At 57.5% G+C, this 17,375-nt stretch carries 17 protein-coding genes; 9 read left to right on the top strand and 8 right to left on the bottom strand.

Annotated features, from left to right (window positions below; genetic code table 11):
• The first annotated feature begins 20 nt into the window (after positions 1 to 20).
• From pseB to M2367_RS03655, 9 genes are read left to right on the top strand one after another with little or no spacing between them, the layout of a single operon-like run.
• A complete protein-coding gene (pseB, locus tag M2367_RS03695) occupies positions 21 to 1,025 on the top strand; it encodes a UDP-N-acetylglucosamine 4,6-dehydratase (inverting) (RefSeq protein WP_259235814.1) in 1,005 nt (334 codons plus the stop codon).
• Complete coding sequence (gene pseC, locus M2367_RS03690) at positions 1,022 to 2,164, top strand: UDP-4-amino-4,6-dideoxy-N-acetyl-beta-L-altrosamine transaminase (protein WP_259235813.1); 1,143 nt, start codon at positions 1,022 to 1,024, stop codon at positions 2,162 to 2,164. Before pseB ends, pseC begins: the two co-directional genes overlap by 4 nt.
• Positions 2,155 to 3,000 (top strand): aldo/keto reductase, encoded by an 846-nt coding sequence (locus tag M2367_RS03685; protein WP_259235812.1) that lies wholly within the window; start codon positions 2,155 to 2,157, stop codon positions 2,998 to 3,000. The genes pseC and M2367_RS03685 overlap by 10 nt, the downstream gene beginning before the upstream one ends.
• Positions 2,997 to 3,752 (top strand): glycosyltransferase family protein, encoded by a 756-nt coding sequence (locus M2367_RS03680; protein ID WP_259235811.1) that lies wholly within the window; start codon positions 2,997 to 2,999, stop codon positions 3,750 to 3,752. The genes M2367_RS03685 and M2367_RS03680 overlap by 4 nt, the downstream gene beginning before the upstream one ends.
• Positions 3,749 to 5,038, top strand: a complete 1,290-nt coding sequence (locus tag M2367_RS03675) for an aminotransferase class III-fold pyridoxal phosphate-dependent enzyme (RefSeq protein ID WP_259235810.1) — start codon at positions 3,749 to 3,751, stop codon at positions 5,036 to 5,038. The genes M2367_RS03680 and M2367_RS03675 overlap by 4 nt, the downstream gene beginning before the upstream one ends.
• Entirely contained in the window at positions 5,039 to 5,983 is a 945-nt protein-coding gene (locus M2367_RS03670) for a hypothetical protein (protein ID WP_259235809.1), read from the top strand. It abuts the gene before it with no gap.
• Positions 5,965 to 6,528: a UDP-4-amino-4,6-dideoxy-N-acetyl-beta-L-altrosamine N-acetyltransferase gene (pseH, locus tag M2367_RS03665; protein WP_259235808.1), complete on the top strand. Its 564-nt coding sequence runs from the start codon at positions 5,965 to 5,967 to the stop codon at positions 6,526 to 6,528. The genes M2367_RS03670 and pseH overlap by 19 nt, the downstream gene beginning before the upstream one ends.
• A complete protein-coding gene (gene pseI, locus M2367_RS03660) occupies positions 6,525 to 7,583 on the top strand; it encodes a pseudaminic acid synthase (RefSeq protein WP_259235807.1) in 1,059 nt (352 codons plus the stop codon). The genes pseH and pseI overlap by 4 nt, the downstream gene beginning before the upstream one ends.
• The gene (locus tag M2367_RS03655) at positions 7,584 to 8,249 is read left to right on the top strand and encodes a bifunctional 2-polyprenyl-6-hydroxyphenol methylase/3-demethylubiquinol 3-O-methyltransferase UbiG (RefSeq protein ID WP_259235806.1); all 666 of its coding nucleotides are present in this window, start codon (positions 7,584 to 7,586) and stop codon (positions 8,247 to 8,249) included.
• 95 nt (positions 8,250 to 8,344) lie between these two features.
• Here M2367_RS03655 and M2367_RS03650 read toward each other — a convergent pair whose 3' ends face one another.
• The 8 genes from M2367_RS03650 to M2367_RS03615 all read right to left on the bottom strand — a co-directional run bounded on the left by M2367_RS03650 (position 8,345) and on the right by M2367_RS03615 (position 17,070).
• A complete protein-coding gene (locus M2367_RS03650; RefSeq protein WP_259235805.1) occupies positions 8,345 to 10,438 on the bottom strand; it encodes a 6-hydroxymethylpterin diphosphokinase MptE-like protein in 2,094 nt (697 codons plus the stop codon).
• Positions 10,438 to 10,764, bottom strand: coding sequence for a hypothetical protein (locus M2367_RS03645; RefSeq protein WP_259235804.1), 327 nt, complete (start codon positions 10,762 to 10,764; stop codon positions 10,438 to 10,440). The genes M2367_RS03650 and M2367_RS03645 overlap by 1 nt, the downstream gene beginning before the upstream one ends.
• Positions 10,761 to 11,183, bottom strand: coding sequence for a flagellar export chaperone FliS (gene fliS, locus M2367_RS03640; protein WP_241343939.1), 423 nt, complete (start codon positions 11,181 to 11,183; stop codon positions 10,761 to 10,763). Before fliS ends, M2367_RS03645 begins: the two co-directional genes overlap by 4 nt.
• Positions 11,184 to 11,212: 29 nt before the next feature.
• The gene (gene fliD, locus M2367_RS03635; RefSeq protein WP_259235803.1) at positions 11,213 to 12,619 is read right to left on the bottom strand and encodes a flagellar filament capping protein FliD; all 1,407 of its coding nucleotides are present in this window, start codon (positions 12,617 to 12,619) and stop codon (positions 11,213 to 11,215) included.
• 31 nt (positions 12,620 to 12,650) lie between these two features.
• Positions 12,651 to 13,109, bottom strand: coding sequence for a flagellar protein FlaG (locus M2367_RS03630; protein ID WP_259235802.1), 459 nt, complete (start codon positions 13,107 to 13,109; stop codon positions 12,651 to 12,653).
• A 46-nt stretch (positions 13,110 to 13,155) separates the two neighbouring features.
• Positions 13,156 to 14,040 (bottom strand): flagellin, encoded by an 885-nt coding sequence (locus M2367_RS03625; protein ID WP_259235801.1) that lies wholly within the window; start codon positions 14,038 to 14,040, stop codon positions 13,156 to 13,158.
• A 589-nt stretch (positions 14,041 to 14,629) separates the two neighbouring features.
• A complete protein-coding gene (locus tag M2367_RS03620) occupies positions 14,630 to 15,529 on the bottom strand; it encodes a flagellin (RefSeq protein ID WP_259235800.1) in 900 nt (299 codons plus the stop codon).
• A gap of 641 nt (positions 15,530 to 16,170) precedes the next feature.
• Complete coding sequence (locus M2367_RS03615) at positions 16,171 to 17,070, bottom strand: flagellin (RefSeq protein ID WP_259235799.1); 900 nt, start codon at positions 17,068 to 17,070, stop codon at positions 16,171 to 16,173.
• Positions 17,071 to 17,375: the final 305 nt, after the last annotated feature.

Raw genomic sequence — 17,375 nt, 5'->3', positions numbered from 1 at the left:
TCTTCACACGAGATATATCTATGTTCAACGAGAAAACGATCCTGGTTACCGGTGGCACCGGCTCTTTTGGCAAGCGTTTCATCCAGATGGTACTGGAGCGTTACCAACCGGCTCGTCTTATCGTCTATTCCCGTGATGAATTGAAACAGTTCGAGATGCAGCAGCACTTCAACCACCCCTGCATGCGCTACTTCATCGGCGATGTGCGTGATGGGGAGCGGCTCGACATGGCGATGCGAGACGTGGACTTCGTGGTGCATGCCGCGGCGCTCAAGCAGGTGCCCGCCGCCGAGTACAACCCCATGGAGTGCATCAAGACCAACGTAGGTGGCGCCGAAAACGTCATCAAGGCCGCGCTCAACAATGGGGTCAAGAAGGTGATCGCCCTCTCCACCGACAAGGCCGCCAACCCGGTCAACCTCTACGGCGCCACCAAACTCTGCTCCGACAAGTTGTTTGTCGCCGCCAATAATATGGCGGGCAAGAACCCGACCGTCTTCTCCGTGGTTCGCTATGGCAACGTGGTTGGTTCCCGCGGCTCTGTGGTGCCCTTCTTCGAACAGCTCATCGCCAAAGGGGCGTCGAGTCTGCCCATCACCCATGCCGAGATGACCCGCTTCTGGCTCACCTTGCAGCAAGGGGTGGAGTTCGTACTGGCCAACTTTGCCCGCATGAAGGGAGGGGAAGTATTCGTTCCCAAGATCCCCTCGGTGCGCATCACCGATCTCGCCAGTGCCATGGCCCCAGATCTGCCCCAGGAGATCATTGGCATCCGCCCGGGCGAGAAGCTGCACGAGGTGATGTGCCCGGCCGATGACTCCTACCACACCTTTGAATTCAAAGATTATTACGTGATCTCCCCCAGTATCAGTTTCAGCAGTCGCAACAATGACTTCGCGATCAATGCCCTGGGGGAGACCGCCACCCTGGTCGACCCTGGGTTTGAATACAATTCCCTCAATAATCAGCACTTCCTGTCGATAGATGAACTACAGACCATGAACCAGCAGGTGCTAGCCGAATGATCCCCTATGGACGTCAATCCATCACGGATGATGATATCGATGCCGTCGTTGCCGTTCTGAAGTCGGACTATCTAACACAAGGTCAGATGGTCCCCGCCTTTGAACAGGGAATAGCCGACTATTGCCAAGCCCCCCATGTGATCGCCTGCAGCAACGGCACCACGGCCCTGCACCTCGCCTGCGCCGCGCTGGAACTGGGCGCGGACGACTGGGTCTGGGTCTCGGCCATCAGCTTCGTCGCCTCGGCCAACTGTGCCCGCTACTGCGGTGCTCAGGTGGATTTTGTCGATGTGGATCCCGAGACCGGCAACCTCAGCGTGACGGCGCTGCGAGAGAAGCTGAGCGCCGTCCAGGGAACCTCCCGCCTGCCCAGGGTGCTGGTCGCCGTGCATCTGGCGGGCCAACCCTGCGATCTCGCCGAGATTGGCGCCCTGTGCCGGCAATATGGCATTCACCTCATTGAGGATGCCTGCCATGCCCTGGGGGCCAGCTATCAGGATGCCCCCATCGGCAGCTGTGCCCACAGCGACATGACCGTCTTCAGCTTCCACCCTGTGAAACCCATCACCACGGGGGAAGGGGGCGCCGTCACCACCCGCGATGCCGCGCTGGCCGCCAAGCTGAGGCTCTATCGCAGCCACGGCATCACCCGCGATGCCGAGCAGCTGGACTCTCCCAGTCCGGGTGGCTGGTACTATGAGCAACAGGTGCTCGGCTTCAACTATCGGCTGACCGACATTCAGGCCGCGCTGGGCCTGAGCCAGCTCGGCCGCTTGTCCCACTTCATCGACCGGCGCCAACAACTGGCTGCCCGCTACGATGAATTGCTGACCGAGCTGCCGCTGCAACCGCTGCGTCAAATGGATGACCGCCGCAGCGGCTACCACCTCTATGTGATCCAGGTCGCCAACCGGGACCGGGTGTTTGCGCAGCTGAGAGAGGCCGGCATCGGCGTCAACGTCCACTACATGCCCATTCCGGCCCAGCCCTATTACCGTGAACTCGGCCACGACCCTGCCGACTATCCTGGCGCCCAGGCCTATTATCGGCACGCCATCAGCCTCCCCCTGTTCCCCGGCCTCTCATCAACCGAGCAGGACAAGGTCGTCGAGGCCCTGGAGCGGGTACTATGCGCCTAGCCCTGGGCACGGTACAGTTCGGGCTCGCCTATGGCATCAGCAATAGCGCGGGCGAGGTAGCGGATGACGAACTCGACACCATACTGGCCCTGGCGCGTAAGCTGGGGATGGATACCCTGGACACGGCTCAGGCCTATGGCAATGCCGAATCACGGCTTGGCAGCAGGCCGACCGCCGACTTTCGCCTGATAAACAAGCTGGCCCCCGGCATCCGGCCCCCCGAGGTCAACGCCTGCGTACAGAGCAGCCTGCAACGATTGGGGCGCACCAGGCTGGATGGCTTGCTGCTGCACCGTAGCCAGGATGCCAGCCCTGCCCTGTTCGAAGCGTTGGCGACACTGCAGCAAGAGGGCAAGGTGGGCAAGACAGGGGTCTCCGTCTACTCCCCCGAGGAGCTGGCACTGTGGCTGGAGCAGGGTTACCCCCTGGAGCTGGTGCAATTGCCTGCCAACCTGCTCGATCAGCGTTTTTTACGCTCGGGCTGGCTCGACCGATTGCAGGACTTGGGGTGTGAAATCCATGTTCGCTCCCTCTTCCTGCAAGGCCTCTTGTTGATGCAGCCGGACCTGCGTCCCGACCATTTTCACCCCTTCAGCGAACAGTTGGCGCGGCTGGATGGGTGGCAGCCCCACCGCTCCCCCCTCCACAAGGCGCTCTCCCTGATCCCGGCCCTGCCCCAAGTGAGCCGCTTCGTGGTAGGGGTCTGTCATGCCCATGAGCTGGCGGCGATCGCATCGGCCTATGCCCATCTGCATCCGTGCCATGACAACGAGCTGGCTGCCCTCGCCTGTGACGAGCCGGCCCTCATTAATCCAGCCTTGTGGAGAACATCATGATCCTCGGTATCCTGCAGGCCAGAGCCGGTTCCAGCCGGCTGCCGGGCAAGGTGCTCAAGCCCCTGCTCGGCGCCCCCATGCTCGCCCGCCAGATTGAACGGCTCAAGCGCTCGGCCAGACTGGATCAGCTGGTGGTCGCCACCAGTGACCAGGCCGACGATCTGGCCATAGCGGCGCTCTGCGCAGAGCTGGACGTGCCCTGTTTTCGTGGCCCCCTGGACGACGTGTTGCAACGCTTCCATCTGGCCGCTCAACGATTTAACCCCAGCCAGATCGTCAGGCTCACCGGTGACTGCCCGCTGGCAGATCCCGCCCTCATCGATGAACTCATCGAGCTCCACCTGCAGGGTGGCTATGACTACAGCAGCAACTGCTGGGATCCCAGCTACCCGGATGGCCTGGACGCCGAGATCCTGAGTGCCGCCACCCTGCGTCTGCTGGCAGCGCAGGCTCAGAGCCCGGCCGAGCGCGAGCATGTCACCTATTACATCCGCCAACATGCCGAGCTGTTCAAGATAGGCAGATTGAGCCGCACGCCGAGCCTGGCCCAGCTGCGCTGGACGGTGGACGAGCCCGCCGATTTCGAGCTGGTCGAGCAAATCTACCGCCAGCTCTATCCGGGCAAGCCCGCCTTCACCACAGAAGACATCCTCGCTCTGTTGGCGCGGGAGCCGCAACTGGCGACCCTGAACACCCAACACCGGCGCAATGAAGGGCTGGAAACATCTCTGGCCAAGGAGAAGCACTCATGACCTCACGTTATCAACATTCAATGGCACTCTCTGCCCGGGCCGAACAGAGCATTCCCCTTGGCTCCCAAACCTTCTCCAAGAGCCGTCTCTGCTTCCCCTACGGCGCCGCCCCGCTCTTTATCGAGCGCGGCCAGGGCGCCAGGGTGTGGGATGTGGATGGCAACTCGTATCTGGACTTTGCCAGCGGTCTGCTCGCCATCAGCCTCGGCTATTGCGACCCGGATGTGAACCAGGCCGTGCTGGAGCAGCTCAACCTGGGCTCCATCTTCTCGCTTCCCCATCGGCTGGAAACCGAGGTTGCCGAACAGCTGATCGAGCTTATCCCCTGTGCCGAGATGGTGCGCTTTGGCAAGAACGGCACCGATGCCACCTCCGCCTGCATCCGCCTCTCCCGCGCCGTGACCGGCAGGGAGCGGGTCGCCGTCTGTGGTTACCATGGCTGGCAGGACTGGTACATCGGCTCCACCACTCGCCATCTGGGGGTACCCGAGTGCGTGCGCGAACTGACCCATCGCTTCGACTACAACGATCTGGGCTCCCTCAAGGCCCAGCTGGAGGCCCATCCCGGCGAGTTTGCCGCCGTGATCCTGGAGCCCATGAACGTCGCCTGGCCCACCCCCGAATTTCTGCCCGGCCTGCGCCAGCTCTGCGACGAGCACGGCGCCCTGCTCATCTTCGATGAGACCATCACCGGCTTTCGCTTCCACCTTGGCGGCGCCCAGACCCTGTTCGGGGTCACGCCGGATCTGGCCGCCTTTGGCAAGGGCATGGCCAACGGCTTCCCCATCTCCGCCGTGGTGGGCCGCCGCCAGTACATGGGCCGCATGGAGGATATCTTCTTCTCCGGCACCTTTGGCGGTGATGCCATCGCCCTGGCGGCGGCCAACGCCGTCATCAAGAAGATGCGCCGGCTCGACGTGCCAGCACGACTGGCCGAGCGGGGCCAGCAACTGCTCGATGGGCTCAACGCACTGCTGCAACAAATAGACGCCCCGAGCTGGCTGCAAAGCGCCGGTCACCCGAGCTGGAGCTTTCTGCTGATCGGCGATTCGGCCAACCACTCCAGCTGGCTGCTGAAAAGCTACTTCATCCAGGAGCTGTGTAAGCGTGGCATTCTCAGCCTCGGCAGCCACAACCTCAACCTCGCCCACAGCGAGCAGGACGTTCACACCCTGTTGAGCGTCTATGCCGAGGTGCTGCCAGCGCTTATCCGTCTGGATGCCGACAAGGCCATTCATCAATCTCTGGATGGCGAGCCGATCCAGCCGGTGTTCAAGGTGCGCTGAGTGCTGCCCCTGTGGATTTTCAGCGAAGGGGACAAGGGGCGGGGTCTGGGTCACCTCAGTCGCTGCAGCGCCTATGCCACCGCCTGGCGGCAACAGGGCGGCACTGTCCACTGGGTGGTCGAGGGCGATGAGCTGGCCAGCGCCATGCTCAAGGAGGAGTCCGTTCGCTGGGGCAACTGGCAGCAAGAGCCCATCTCCCCGCAGCAGGCAGTCGCCATTGTCGACTCCTATTCGGCGAGCCTGACGACACTGCAGAGCATAGCGGCGGGGTTTGTGCGGGTGGTTTACCTCGATGACACCGAGCGCCTGGACTATCCAGAGGGGATGGTGATCCATGCCAGCCCCGGTACCCCAGGCAACAAGTGCGGTGCCGCCCTCTGGCAGTGGGGACCGGGTTGGCAACCCCTGCGCCCTCCGTTCTGGTCCGTTCCCGCCCGAACCCGGGTTCCCGAGCGCATCGAGCGCATCCTGATCATCATGGGGGGAACCGACGTGCGCGACCTGACTCCCGGGTTGGTCACCTGGCTACGCCAGCACTGTCCCGAGGTCGAGCTGGACGTCGTCATCCGGGAGCACGATCCGCGCCTTGAGGGGTGCAGGCAACATCACCGCCTCGATGCCGAGCAGATGGCCGGCCTCATGTCTCGCTGCGACATGGCCATCAGCAGTGCCGGACAAGTCACCTATGAGCTGGCGCGCTGCGGCCTGCCGGGCATCCTGATCGGGGTCGCCGACAACCAGGCAAGCCAGCTGGCCGGCTGGTGCAACAGTGACGCTTTTCTCTCGGCGGGTTGGTGGCACGAACCAGCATTATTCTCCCGACTGGAACAGGGCCTGTCCAGGCTGGCGCCAGCAGATGAGCGAGCCCGACGGACCCTCAGGCTGCAGACGCTGATGGCAGGAAATGGAACCCTGGAGGCACTCTCATGGCTCAAGCAGACATAGACCTGCAACGGCACTTCAGCCTCGCAGGGCTGGAGCTCATACCCTTCGCCATGCTGGACGAGCCGCAGACAGTGGCGGTCTGGCAGATGCGAAACCATCCGGAAATCGCACGCTGGATGAACACGGGGGGCGATATCAGCCTCGAGGCGCATCGCGCCTTCATGGCGCGCCAGCAAGATGAAAGCCGCAACCTCAACTACCTCTGCCAGGACCCTCAAGGGATCCTCGGGGTGGTCGCCCTGCACCGGCTGGACTGGCAAAATCGACTGGCCTGGCTTGGGATCTATCGCAATCCCAGGCGCACCGACAAGGGGCTGGGGATGCGTCTGCTGGCCGCCATCAACCAGCTGGCGTTTGAGGTCGCGCGCTTGCACACGCTCAAGCTGGAGGTCGCGGCGGACAATGAAAGAGCCATTCAGGCCTATTTGAGGGCTGGTTTTTGTCAGGAAGGCGCCTGGCGGGAAGCGGTCTACCGACCCCATACCACACATTATGTCGATCTCTTGCTCATGGGGATCACCGAACAGGAGTGGAGACATCCATGAACCCAAGCAGGGCTCAAGCCATCAATCCGAAGCGATGCTTCATCATTGCCGAACTGTCGGCCAACCATGGCCACTCACTGGACAAGGCCCTAGCGACGGTGCGCGCCGCCAAGGAGTGCGGTGCCGATGCCATCAAGATCCAGACCTACACCGCCGATACCATCACCCTGGATTGCGACAATGAATATTTCCAGATTAATCAGGGCACTATCTGGGATGGCACCACGCTATACAAGCTCTATCAAGAGGCCTATACCCCCTGGGAATGGCATGCCGCCATCCAGGCCGAAGCAGAGAAAGCAGGGCTTGTCTTCTTCTCGACCCCTTTTGATTTCACCGCCGTCGATTTCCTGGAGACCCTAAATGTCCCTCTCTACAAGATCGCCTCGTTCGAGATCACCGACATTCCGCTGATCGAATACGCGGCCAGCAAGGGCAAGCCGATGATCATCTCGACCGGCATCGCGACCCTTGCCGATATCGATGCGGCCGTGCAGGCCTGCCACCGCATGGGCAATCAGGATATCACCCTGCTCAAGTGCACCTCTTCCTATCCCGCCCCGGTGGAGGAAGCCAACCTGCTCACCATCCCCAATATGCGGCAGACATTTGGCGTCAAGGTGGGATTGTCGGACCATACCCTGGGGCAGGCCGTGGCCATGGCGGCCGCCGCCCTGGGTGCCGAGGTGATAGAGAAACACTTCATCTTGGATCGCGCATTGGGTGGCCCGGATGCCTCCTTCTCCATGACCCCAGCGGAATTTGGCCAGATGGTGGCGGGCGTAAGGCAAGTGGAGGCCGCGCTGGGTGAGATCAGCTACAGCCTCAACCCCAAGGCAGAGCAGAACCGTCTGTTTTCACGTTCGTTGTTCGTCTGTGAGGATATGAAGGCGGGAGAGGCGTTCACTCCCCGTAATTTGCGATCCATCCGACCCGCTCACGGGTTGCCCCCAGTCCACCTTCCCTCCCTGCTGGGCCGCTGCGCCAGCCAGGATATTCAGGCCGGCACGCCGCTGGCCTGGTCATTGGTTTCCCAAGCTGCCGAGGAGCGCTAGATGCAACAGAAGAACGTCTTCATGGCACAAGAAGGGAATGAGTGGTACGAGCGAAACAAGACAGCCATTCTCGGCAAGTCGCTGGCCAGCGATCCCATCTTCAAGGCGCTGCACTATCTGGCGGTCAAACCCGCCCGGATCCTGGAGATAGGCTGCGCCAATGGCTGGCGACTGGCGCAGTTGGCCGAGCATTATGGTGCCCGCTGCTATGGGGTGGATCCGTCGGCAAGTGCCATCCAGGATGGGCTCTCTCGCTATCCAGGGTTGCATCTCACCGTGGGGACCGCCGATTGTCTGCCCGAGATAGAAGCCGTCGATCTCATCATCTTCGGCTTCTGCCTCTACCTGTGCGACCCACAGGATCTGTTCAAAATTGCCGCCGGCAGCGATGCCCTGCTGGCCGATAGGGGTCTGATGACCATCATGGATTTCAATCCTCCGGCGGGCCACTATCGCAACGACTACCAGCATCACGCCAATCTCTTCAGCTACAAGATGAACTACGGGGAGCTGTTTGGCTGGCACCCGGGCTACCATCGCCTGTTTGAACACGTGCAGCATCACGACGGTGGCGCTGAACTTGAGCCGGACGCACTGATTTCGGTACAGATATTGCGCAAGGACGCGAGGCTGCTCGCGGCGCAAAATCCTTATGCGAAGCGATAAAAAATGCCGACCCACGGGTCGGCATTGTTCTTTTCGTGCCCGGTTACAGGTCCATCTTTCGGCTGATTTTCTGAACAGGCCTTCCTGCCTGTTTCCTACGCTTTCTTCCTGAAGAGGGCCATCACTTCGTTATCGATCATATCGACGCTGTCGAGCGCCCTCGGATACATCTCCCTTACCTTCCCCAGGAACGCCAGCCACAGCTCGATGGCCGGCTTCATCAGCACCAGTGTCTCCTCCTCCCCCTCGAAGGAGTAGAGAATGGAGCTCAGCAGGGTGAACACATAGTTCATCGACCCCACCATGGTCTGGGAAATATGCTGTTGCCGGGTCGCGGCGATCTGGGCAAGGTAACCAAAATTGCGCAGCATCAGCTGGTTCAGCTCATTGCGGGACGAGAATGGCTGCTGCCATTCGTCCATCATCTTGTCGATGAACACATTGAAAAACTCGACGTCGAGCAGCGGGGAAAAGTCTTGCTTGGACAAGGGAATGGGCTCGCAGAGTGCCGAAATCTCCCCCAGCAGGGCGGACTTGTCGATCGGCAGGGAGAGGCTTATCTCCGTGCTCGGCAAGGCCCTGGCCTTCTCAATCCTGGCGCCATCGCTGCAATTGAAGCAGCGCACCTCGTCATTGGTGGCCAACACCTGCTCCATCACCCGGCGGGAGGTATCAAACATGGCGTTGCTGATAACCATGCCACCGAAGTTCCCCTCACGCTGCCACAGGCTGTCGCCATACATCATCTCCCCCAGGGCTCCGGCATTCTCCTCATCGTTGTAATAGGAGCTGAGCTTGGAGTGATGGTGTCCCTTGTGCTTGTAGCCATTGTCCAGACCGAACAGATAGAGATGCTTGAACCCGAGGTGGATGGGGGCACTGATCCCGATATTGCCCACCAGGGGATTCACCCCGCCGAGCCCGGCACAGGGCTTCAGTTGAGAGAAGTAGTTCTGGTAGAGCACTACCCCGGGCTCGCTGAGCTTGAACCCAAGCGCCGAGTTGTTGAACAGGGTGGCACAATCTGGATGGATGACGTCGGTGCTCAGGAACAGCACATCGCGCAGATAGTCAGGATCATCCAGATTCACCAGGAAGTCATAGACGATCTTGGTGCGCTCGGTCTCGACATGAATATCCGGCTTGATGCCCACCTTGTGCAAGGCCGAGATGGCACTGCCACAGGAGATCAGGATGGCCTTGTCCTGATTTTCTGCGATGACGGCGATGGATTCGTCCAGCGAGGGACCGTTGGCGATGATGAAGATGGGGGTACGTTGATACTGGGGCGAGATCCGTCGATCTTTTTGCAGGAACGGCACACCACGCTCGATATTGTTGATGGTGTGAGACAAGGCGATCAGGTTGTCATCGAAGAAGCCCCAGCCCATCACCAGCAGATAATATTCCTGCTGCACCTTCTCTATCAATTTCTTTATCTTATCGCCCTGATACCCCCACATGATGAAGGCGTTGGCGATGAGGAAAGAACCCCGACTGTGAATGGCCGACGCGAAATCCTTGACTATGGTCTCTTCATCCTGTCCCAGCAGTATGTGCAGCCCCAGATTCTCCTGATGCAGATAGGCCAGCAGGGGAGCCCAGTCGAAGCAAAACAGCGACCCGTAAAACAGATCCAGATCCGGCTCAAACAGGAACAGGGTGCCAATCTTGCATTGCTCATAGAGGTAACCGAGATGGTAACCCAGCCCCACCCCGAAGATCAGGGCGCTGGGTACCTCATGGGGTACTCGATCCAGCATCACCTCCCGGGCCGAGATATCGTCGAGATAGGCATTGAGTTTGTTGAGGTATTCCACATGCATGAAGCCAAGTGGATTTGCCTCCTGGCTGAAGGAGAACTTGGATAGCCCCCCCTTCTCCATGAACTCGGTCACCAGCGTCTCGCAGATGAGGTAGGGCTCTTTGCCGTAGACGGCGACGTCATCGTCGAGCCAGGCCAAGTTGGGTTGGCCATTCTCATTGCAGAAGAATCGGAAAGGGCGTGCGGGTTGGTAGGCTTCGTACATATCGGCGATATGGGGGATATATTGGCGAAATGCCGCCATATTCTGTTCAAAGCGCAGCGGTAAGGCCATCGCCATGGCCGCTTCCTGTTCTGCCTGCTGTTGAAGTCGCAGTGCGTCTTGTTCGGCTTTGACCAGGGTTGCGTCGATATTGAGTGACATCAAAACTCCTTGCTGTTCACACGATAAGCTCGCCCAGCCTTGTTGGCTCTCCCAACCAGAGTCAGCTGCTTGAAAATAGTTTGATGATGACTGGTAGCCAAGACACTCATGCTTGCTTCTTGAATGGTGAGCACGGTTGCCAACGTAGCGATGTCCTGCTGTTGCGCTGGCTCATCCTTAGCTAGCTGTACCAGGCGCGCTACCAAGACCAACCTGTCATCCATGCAAAGCAACGCATTATCATATTGCTGCTGCTGCAGCAGCGTCTCCATCAGATGAGCATTTTCCGTCAATGCCTCATCGAGGGAGGATAGTGTGATGCTCACAACTCACCCAGCTGTTGTCTCATCTGATAGCCTTGTTGTTTTTCGGCCTCTGGCAGCTGATCCCAACCGGATTTGATGGTCACCATCAGCCCCATCACCTCCTCAAGCGGCGCAATATCCCGTGCCAGACTCGCATCCCAGATACGCTCATCCATATAGGCATAGAGTCCATACAGATCCTCGGCCATGGCCCCCTGGCTCAGGTCGAGCGCATCCTGCAGTCCGTGCAGCAACCCTTGCGCCTTGGAAACAGCAACCGATTTTGCCTCCATATCTTGCCGCTCGATGGCGCCCTTGGCCTGAGCCAGGCGCTCGAGAAGGCCTTGCATCATAAGCTGAATGACACGATGAGGATCGGCGACCGTCAAATCAGCCGCGATGCTGGTTGCCTTATATGCCTTCAGATTACGGTTGTACATGATATGAGTCCTCGTAATATCACGATTAATCAATTCTTATTGTTTATTTGTAGCGACGCCAGGGCGGATGCCGAGTTATTCATTTTGACCAACAAGGCATCCAGGCTACCGTATTGGGCCCGCAAGGCCGCTTCATATTTTGTCAGCTGGGCATTGGCCGTCGATGTTTTTTGAGTGAGGCTGCGCAGATCCGAATTCAGCACATCTTCCCGCTGTGCCAACATGCCGCCACTCTTGGTGTATTCCTTCAGCCCCTTGTTCAAGGTGGATGCCAAACCATCATCCCCCCCAAATAGCGCCACAACCTGATCGAAGTTCTTGTCGATAGCCTCGCTGAACTTCGTCTTGTCCAGAGACAGCTTGCCCTTGTTATCCATCTTCATGCCGATCTCGAAGACGGTGGAATAGGTGCCACTGTTTTTGGAGGGGCTGACCAGCAGATTGCTCATGAAAGAGCTGATTGCGCGGGTAGTGGAGTCACCAGCCAGGGCGCCGCCATCATCCTGCTTCACACCGCCGACGAAGGTGCCACGCTTGTCCAGGGCGTTCATCTTGTCTTGCAGCGTGTTGTAGCCATCCACAAACTGCTGGACCAGCTCCTGGATAGAGGTCTTGTCGGTGGTGATATCCACCTTGTTTGACTTGAGCGCCCCAGGTACGCTGCTGTCTTTATCCGCATCCGAGACGCGCAGTACGGTTATCTTCAGATCCTGAATGGAGTCATCAAAGGTATTGGTGTCACTCTTGAGGACGTTGCCATCCACGTTGATCTCGGCACTGCTGGCTGGCCGGGTCTGGTTCATGACCCCGCCCCCCGCCTCAAAAATACCGAGTTCAGCCGTATTGCCGGTAATGGTCAGATCCTTGCCATCCCCCGAGATACCGGAGTCAATCATCAGCTTGGCCTTGCCATCTGCCGTGTTGACGATGTTGGCACTGAGACCGAAGTTATCCCCATTGCTGTTGATGCTCTTGCGGATATCTTGCAGGGTATAACCCGCCTTGACGTCCACCTTGAACGTCTTGTCACCGGCCTTGAACGTCAGCTGACCATCCTGAGTCACCATAGGGGTCGTAGAGCTATCGAATATCCCCTCCTGACGACTCGTCTGTGCCAACTTATTGACAGTAATGTTGTACTGCCCATTGGATCCACCAGTCTTGCTCTCCACCTTCAAGATGGGATCGTCTTTGCTCTGGGTAATGTTGATGGCGCGTTTGTTGAATGCGCCGGGGGCACTCAACTTGTCGAGAATATCGGTGAAAGCAGATATGGAGGACTTGAGCTGACCTATGCCAGACAAGGTGATCTGTGTACTGTTTTGCTTGGTCACGATCGGCTGTTGCAACTGGGCCTTTTTAGCTGCCACACTCGCCGCGATCACGCTCTCAAGATCGAGTCCAGAACCCGCTCCCGCAGAAGTAATTGCCATCACGTCCTCCTCTCTATCAACTTAAAAATTTAGGTCACACCTGATCATCAAACAGCAGTCCAGATAGGCTAATACCACTGTTGCTCGTCTGGTCCATCGACTGTAACCGTTTGCTTATCAATAGCATTTCTTCACTCGGGATCTGGCGAATGACTTGCTTGGTATCAACATCAATCACCTTGATAACGGGTTGATCAAGCTCAGGAACCAGACTGAAATTGATGGTCCATCCTTTCAGCTTGCTCAGGTTGTCCAACCTTTCCTGCAATTCTTGGGCCTCTTTTTCAATCAAGACCTGCTCTTTACGTAATTCCGAGGTTTTGGTATGCGTAGGCTGTTCCTGCGATACCTTGGCTGTCGATTCGACACTCGCCTGTTCGACTGCGTTAGCTCCACCGGATGTGGGCGGAGAAACAGACATAGCGGCCTGAGGGCCGCCATGCTGAGTTAGTGTCGAAGTAACAGAAGGCAAGATTATCGATTCAGTGGCCATCTGCTGCTCCTCCTAATCAATCTGTGTTGGACTTTTGGGTACCGGCTTAGCCCAACAGTTGCAGGGCTGACTGCGGACGCTGGTTGGCCTGAGCCAAAATGCTGGACGCCGCCTGTTGCAGAATATTCTGCTTGGTCATGTTGGCAGTCTCAGTCGCAAAGTCTGCATCCCGGATACGGGAGCGCGCAGCACTGACGTTTTCGGAAATGTTGGACTGGTTGCGGATGGTCGAATCCAGGCGGTTTTGCACCGCACCCAACTCGGCACGCTTACCATCTACCACGCCCAGCATGGCATCGACTGCACCCAGAACATCTTGAGCATTGCTCTGGCTACTGATACTGATCCCACCGACAGTAGAACCGCTGGTGAAGATACTTCCGACTGCAGCGCCACCTGATGCAGATACCGCCGCCGCAATACCTGAAATACTGAAGCCATCAGCCTGAGACAGGCTAAAGCCGATGGTCTGGTTGGCATCGGCGCCCACTTGGAAGTTACCAGCATAAGTGCCATCCAACAGCTTGGTGCCGGCGAAGGTGGTGTCTTTGGAGATGCGGTTGATCTCTGACCCCAGCTGATCGACTTCCTTCTGCAGGGCTTCGCGATCCTTGGCGGAGTTGGAGCCATTGGCAGATTGCTGGGCCAGGGTGCGCATACGCTGCAGCATGCCAGTCACTTCATCCATGGCCCCTTCCGCGGTCTGCGCCAGGGAGATGCCATCGTTGGCGTTGCGGTTGCCCTGATCCAGACCATTAACTTGGGAGGTCAGACGGTTGGAGATCTGCAGACCCGCCGCATCATCCTTGGCGCTGTTGATACGCAGACCGGATGCCAGGCGAGTGTACGAGGTATCCAACGATTTGCTGGTGTTCATCAAATTACGCTGGGCGTTCAATGATGAAGTGTTGGTATTGATAAACATGGCCATAAAAAATTTCTCCTGATGAACAAGAAACTGCGGGCTCTGCTTGTGTCACACAGTCAGGATCCCACCGTTCAGGTGGACAGCTTGAACGAGTCTGTTCCACCTGGCGGGTCCCTTGTTTGAACGGACATAGGACCCGCAGTTGCGCAAATGTTGGATTTCCGAACACCCCTCAATTTGCTTCATATCCTGTAACGGCAGCCCCATCAGAAGCTTTAGGACATTTATTGCCACCCTCATCAACAAAGAGGCAAGCGCCTTCCGCCTTACTGCTCAGGGTGGCAAAGAAAGGCCAAAATGATGGCCCAGAAATGGAGTGTGTCCCTTGACAGAGCTCCTTCATATAGATAATCGCTGACGCTATTGATGCGGGAAATTACGGGAGATAATGGTGCGCTGTTTTTGGCGTCAGATATGAGAGCAGCCAATCGTTGGTCAGAGAAGAGATCACTCCCAAGAGAACAATCTCGAGGATAACAAGATGAGAGTTCTGCACAACCAGTTGGGAAGTATGGAAAAATTTCTTTATCAATAGAGCGAGGTGTTCATTCGAACACCTCGTTACGCTATCAAAACGTTGAAACTAACCAGCTTAGCCCAGCAGTTGCAGTGCTGACTGTGGACGCTGGTTGGCTTGTGCCAAGATGCTGGAAGCAGCCTGTTGCAGGATGTTCTGCTTGGTCATGTTGGCGGTTTCGGTGGCAAAATCCGCATCACGGATACGGGAGCGTGCAGCCGATACGTTTTCGGAGATATTGGCCTGGTTACGGATGGTCGAATCCAACCGGTTTTGTACCGCCCCCAGCTCGGCACGTTTGCCATCCACCACACCAAGCATGGAATCGACAGCTGCCAGCACGTTTTGGGCGTTGCTCTGGCTACTGATACTGATACCACCGGCACTGCCACCGACAAAGATAGCGGAGACCAACACAGTCGCCCCAGTGGCTGTCGTGATTGACGTCCCAGCCGCAGCCGAAATCCCTGAAATGCTGAAGCCACCAGCCTGACTCAAACTAAAGCCTATGGTCTGGTTGGCATCGGCCCCCACCTGGAAGGTTCCGCCATAATTGCCATCCAGCAATTTTGTACCAGCGAAGGTGGTATCGGTAGAGATACGGTTGATTTCAGACCCCAGCTGGTCCACTTCCTTCTGCAAGGCTTCGCGATCCTTGGCGGAGTTGGAGCCGTTGGCAGATTGCTGGGCCAGGGTGCGCATACGCTGCAGCATGCCGGTCACTTCATCCATAGCCCCTTCGGCGGTCTGCGCCAGGGAGATGCCGTCGTTGGCGTTGCGGTTGCCCTGATCCAGGCCGTTGACCTGGGAGGTCAGACGGTTGGAGATCTGCAGACCCGCCGCATCGTCTTTTGCACTGTTGATGCGCAAGCCCGATGCCAGACGGGTATAAGAGGTATCCAACGACTTGCTGGTGTTCATCAAGTTACGCTGGGCGTTCAATGATGAAGTGTTGGTATTGATAAACATGGCCATAAAAAATTTCTCCTGATGAACAAGAAACTGCGGGCTCTGCTTGTGTCACACAGTCAGGATCCCACCGTTCAGACGGACAGCTTGAACGGGGCTGTACCATCTGGCGGGTCCCTTGTTTGAACAGACATAGGACCCGCAGTTGCGCAAATGTTGGTCTTCCGAACACCCCATCAATTGCTTCACACTCTGTAGCGGCTGCACAATCGGAAGCTTTAGGTAATTAATTGCCGCTCTGACACTTTCAGCGGCAAACACTCTCCTCCTGACAAGGGGAAGAGACCAAGACAAGGGAATAGAGGAACAACACAGAAATGGCCCAGAGCTGGTCATGACGCAGCGTCAATGGAGAGGCATGCCACACGCTCTACCAGCTTTATATTGGCATGGTTCATGCTTTCAATTTACAGTCGCCGGTTTTCCGGCGCCCATAAAAAAGGCCGACAGTGTCGGCCAAAGAAGAGCTTACGCTCAGGAGAACAACCTCTGATGTGACAGACCGAACAATCTGCGCGACACTAGAGGGGTAGTACCAATAAGAGACTTTCTCTGTTGATAGAACAAGGCGTATATCCGAACACCCCATTGTTCCATCTTCTTTACCAGGGCGGCCTGAACAACCGCCCTTTTCTTTTGCTTAAAATTTAGTTCTGCAGCAGGGAGAGTGCAGACTGAGGGCGCTGGTTGGCCTGTGCCAGGATGCTGGACGCCGCCTGTTGCAGTATGTTTTGCTTGGTCATATTGGCGGTCTCGGTCGCGAAGTCCGCATCACGGATCCGGGAGCGTGCAGCACTGACGTTTTCGGAAATATTAGACTGGTTGCGAATAGTCGAGTCCAACCGGTTTTGCACCGCACCCAACTCGGCACGCTTGCCATCGACCACGGTCAACATGGAATCAACTGCGGCCAAGACATTCTGAGCATTGCTCTGGCTGCTGATGCTGATGCCACCAGCACTTCCTCCAAGGAAAATCGTTGATATACCCACCGCGGCGGCAGTCCCTGCAATCGTAGTTGCCGCTGCTGCCGCAATCCCGGAGATGCTGAAGCCATCGGCCTGAGACAGACTGAAGCTGATGGTTTGATTGGCATCCGCGCCCACCTGGAAGGTGCCACCGAAGGAACCGTCAAGCAGCTTGGTGCCCGCAAATGTAGTCGCGCCAGAGATACGATTGACCTCTGCCCCTAGCTGATCCACCTCTTTTTGCAAGGCCTCACGGTCCTTGGCGGAGTTGGATCCATTGGCGGATTGCTGGGCCAGGGTGCGCATCCGCTGCAACATGCCGGTCACTTCGTCCATGGCCCCTTCAGCTGTTTGAGCAAGGGAGATACCATCGTTGGCGTTGCGGTTACCCTGATCCAGACCGTTGATCTGGGAGGTCAGGCGGTTGGAGATCTGCAGACCAGCTGCATCATCTTTTGCGCTGTTGATGCGCAAGCCGGAGGCCAGACGAGTGTAAGAGGTGTCCAAAGATTTGGTGCTGTTCATCATGTTGCGCTGGGCATTGAGCGATGAAACGTTGGTATTGATGTACATACTCATAACTATTCTCCTAAGCTATTAAATTTTATCTTTAATTCACTCAGGCTTTATTTTTTTCTGTGCCTGATATGTTCTGGTTAACGGCGCTTTTTGAGAGGACTTTAGCGATTTTTTCGCTGTTCGTTCCATTCTCGCCGCTTAACCTATTTATCGGTCCGTTATCGTCAGACTTAAGTAAATAAACGAAAAAAATAACGGCTGAACGCACATCGCCGTCACTGCGGGCATGAGCCGGGTCAGTCGCCTCCCCCGTCGCAAGCCTGCTATCAGGGCGCTGAGGACGCTCAAAGCGCGGCGGATCTCTC

The organism is Aeromonas sp. BIGb0445, assembly GCF_024809075.1.
Classification (GTDB): Bacteria; Pseudomonadota; Gammaproteobacteria; order Enterobacterales; family Aeromonadaceae; genus Aeromonas; species Aeromonas rivuli.
This window is presented reverse-complemented; position numbering and strand designations above follow the sequence as displayed.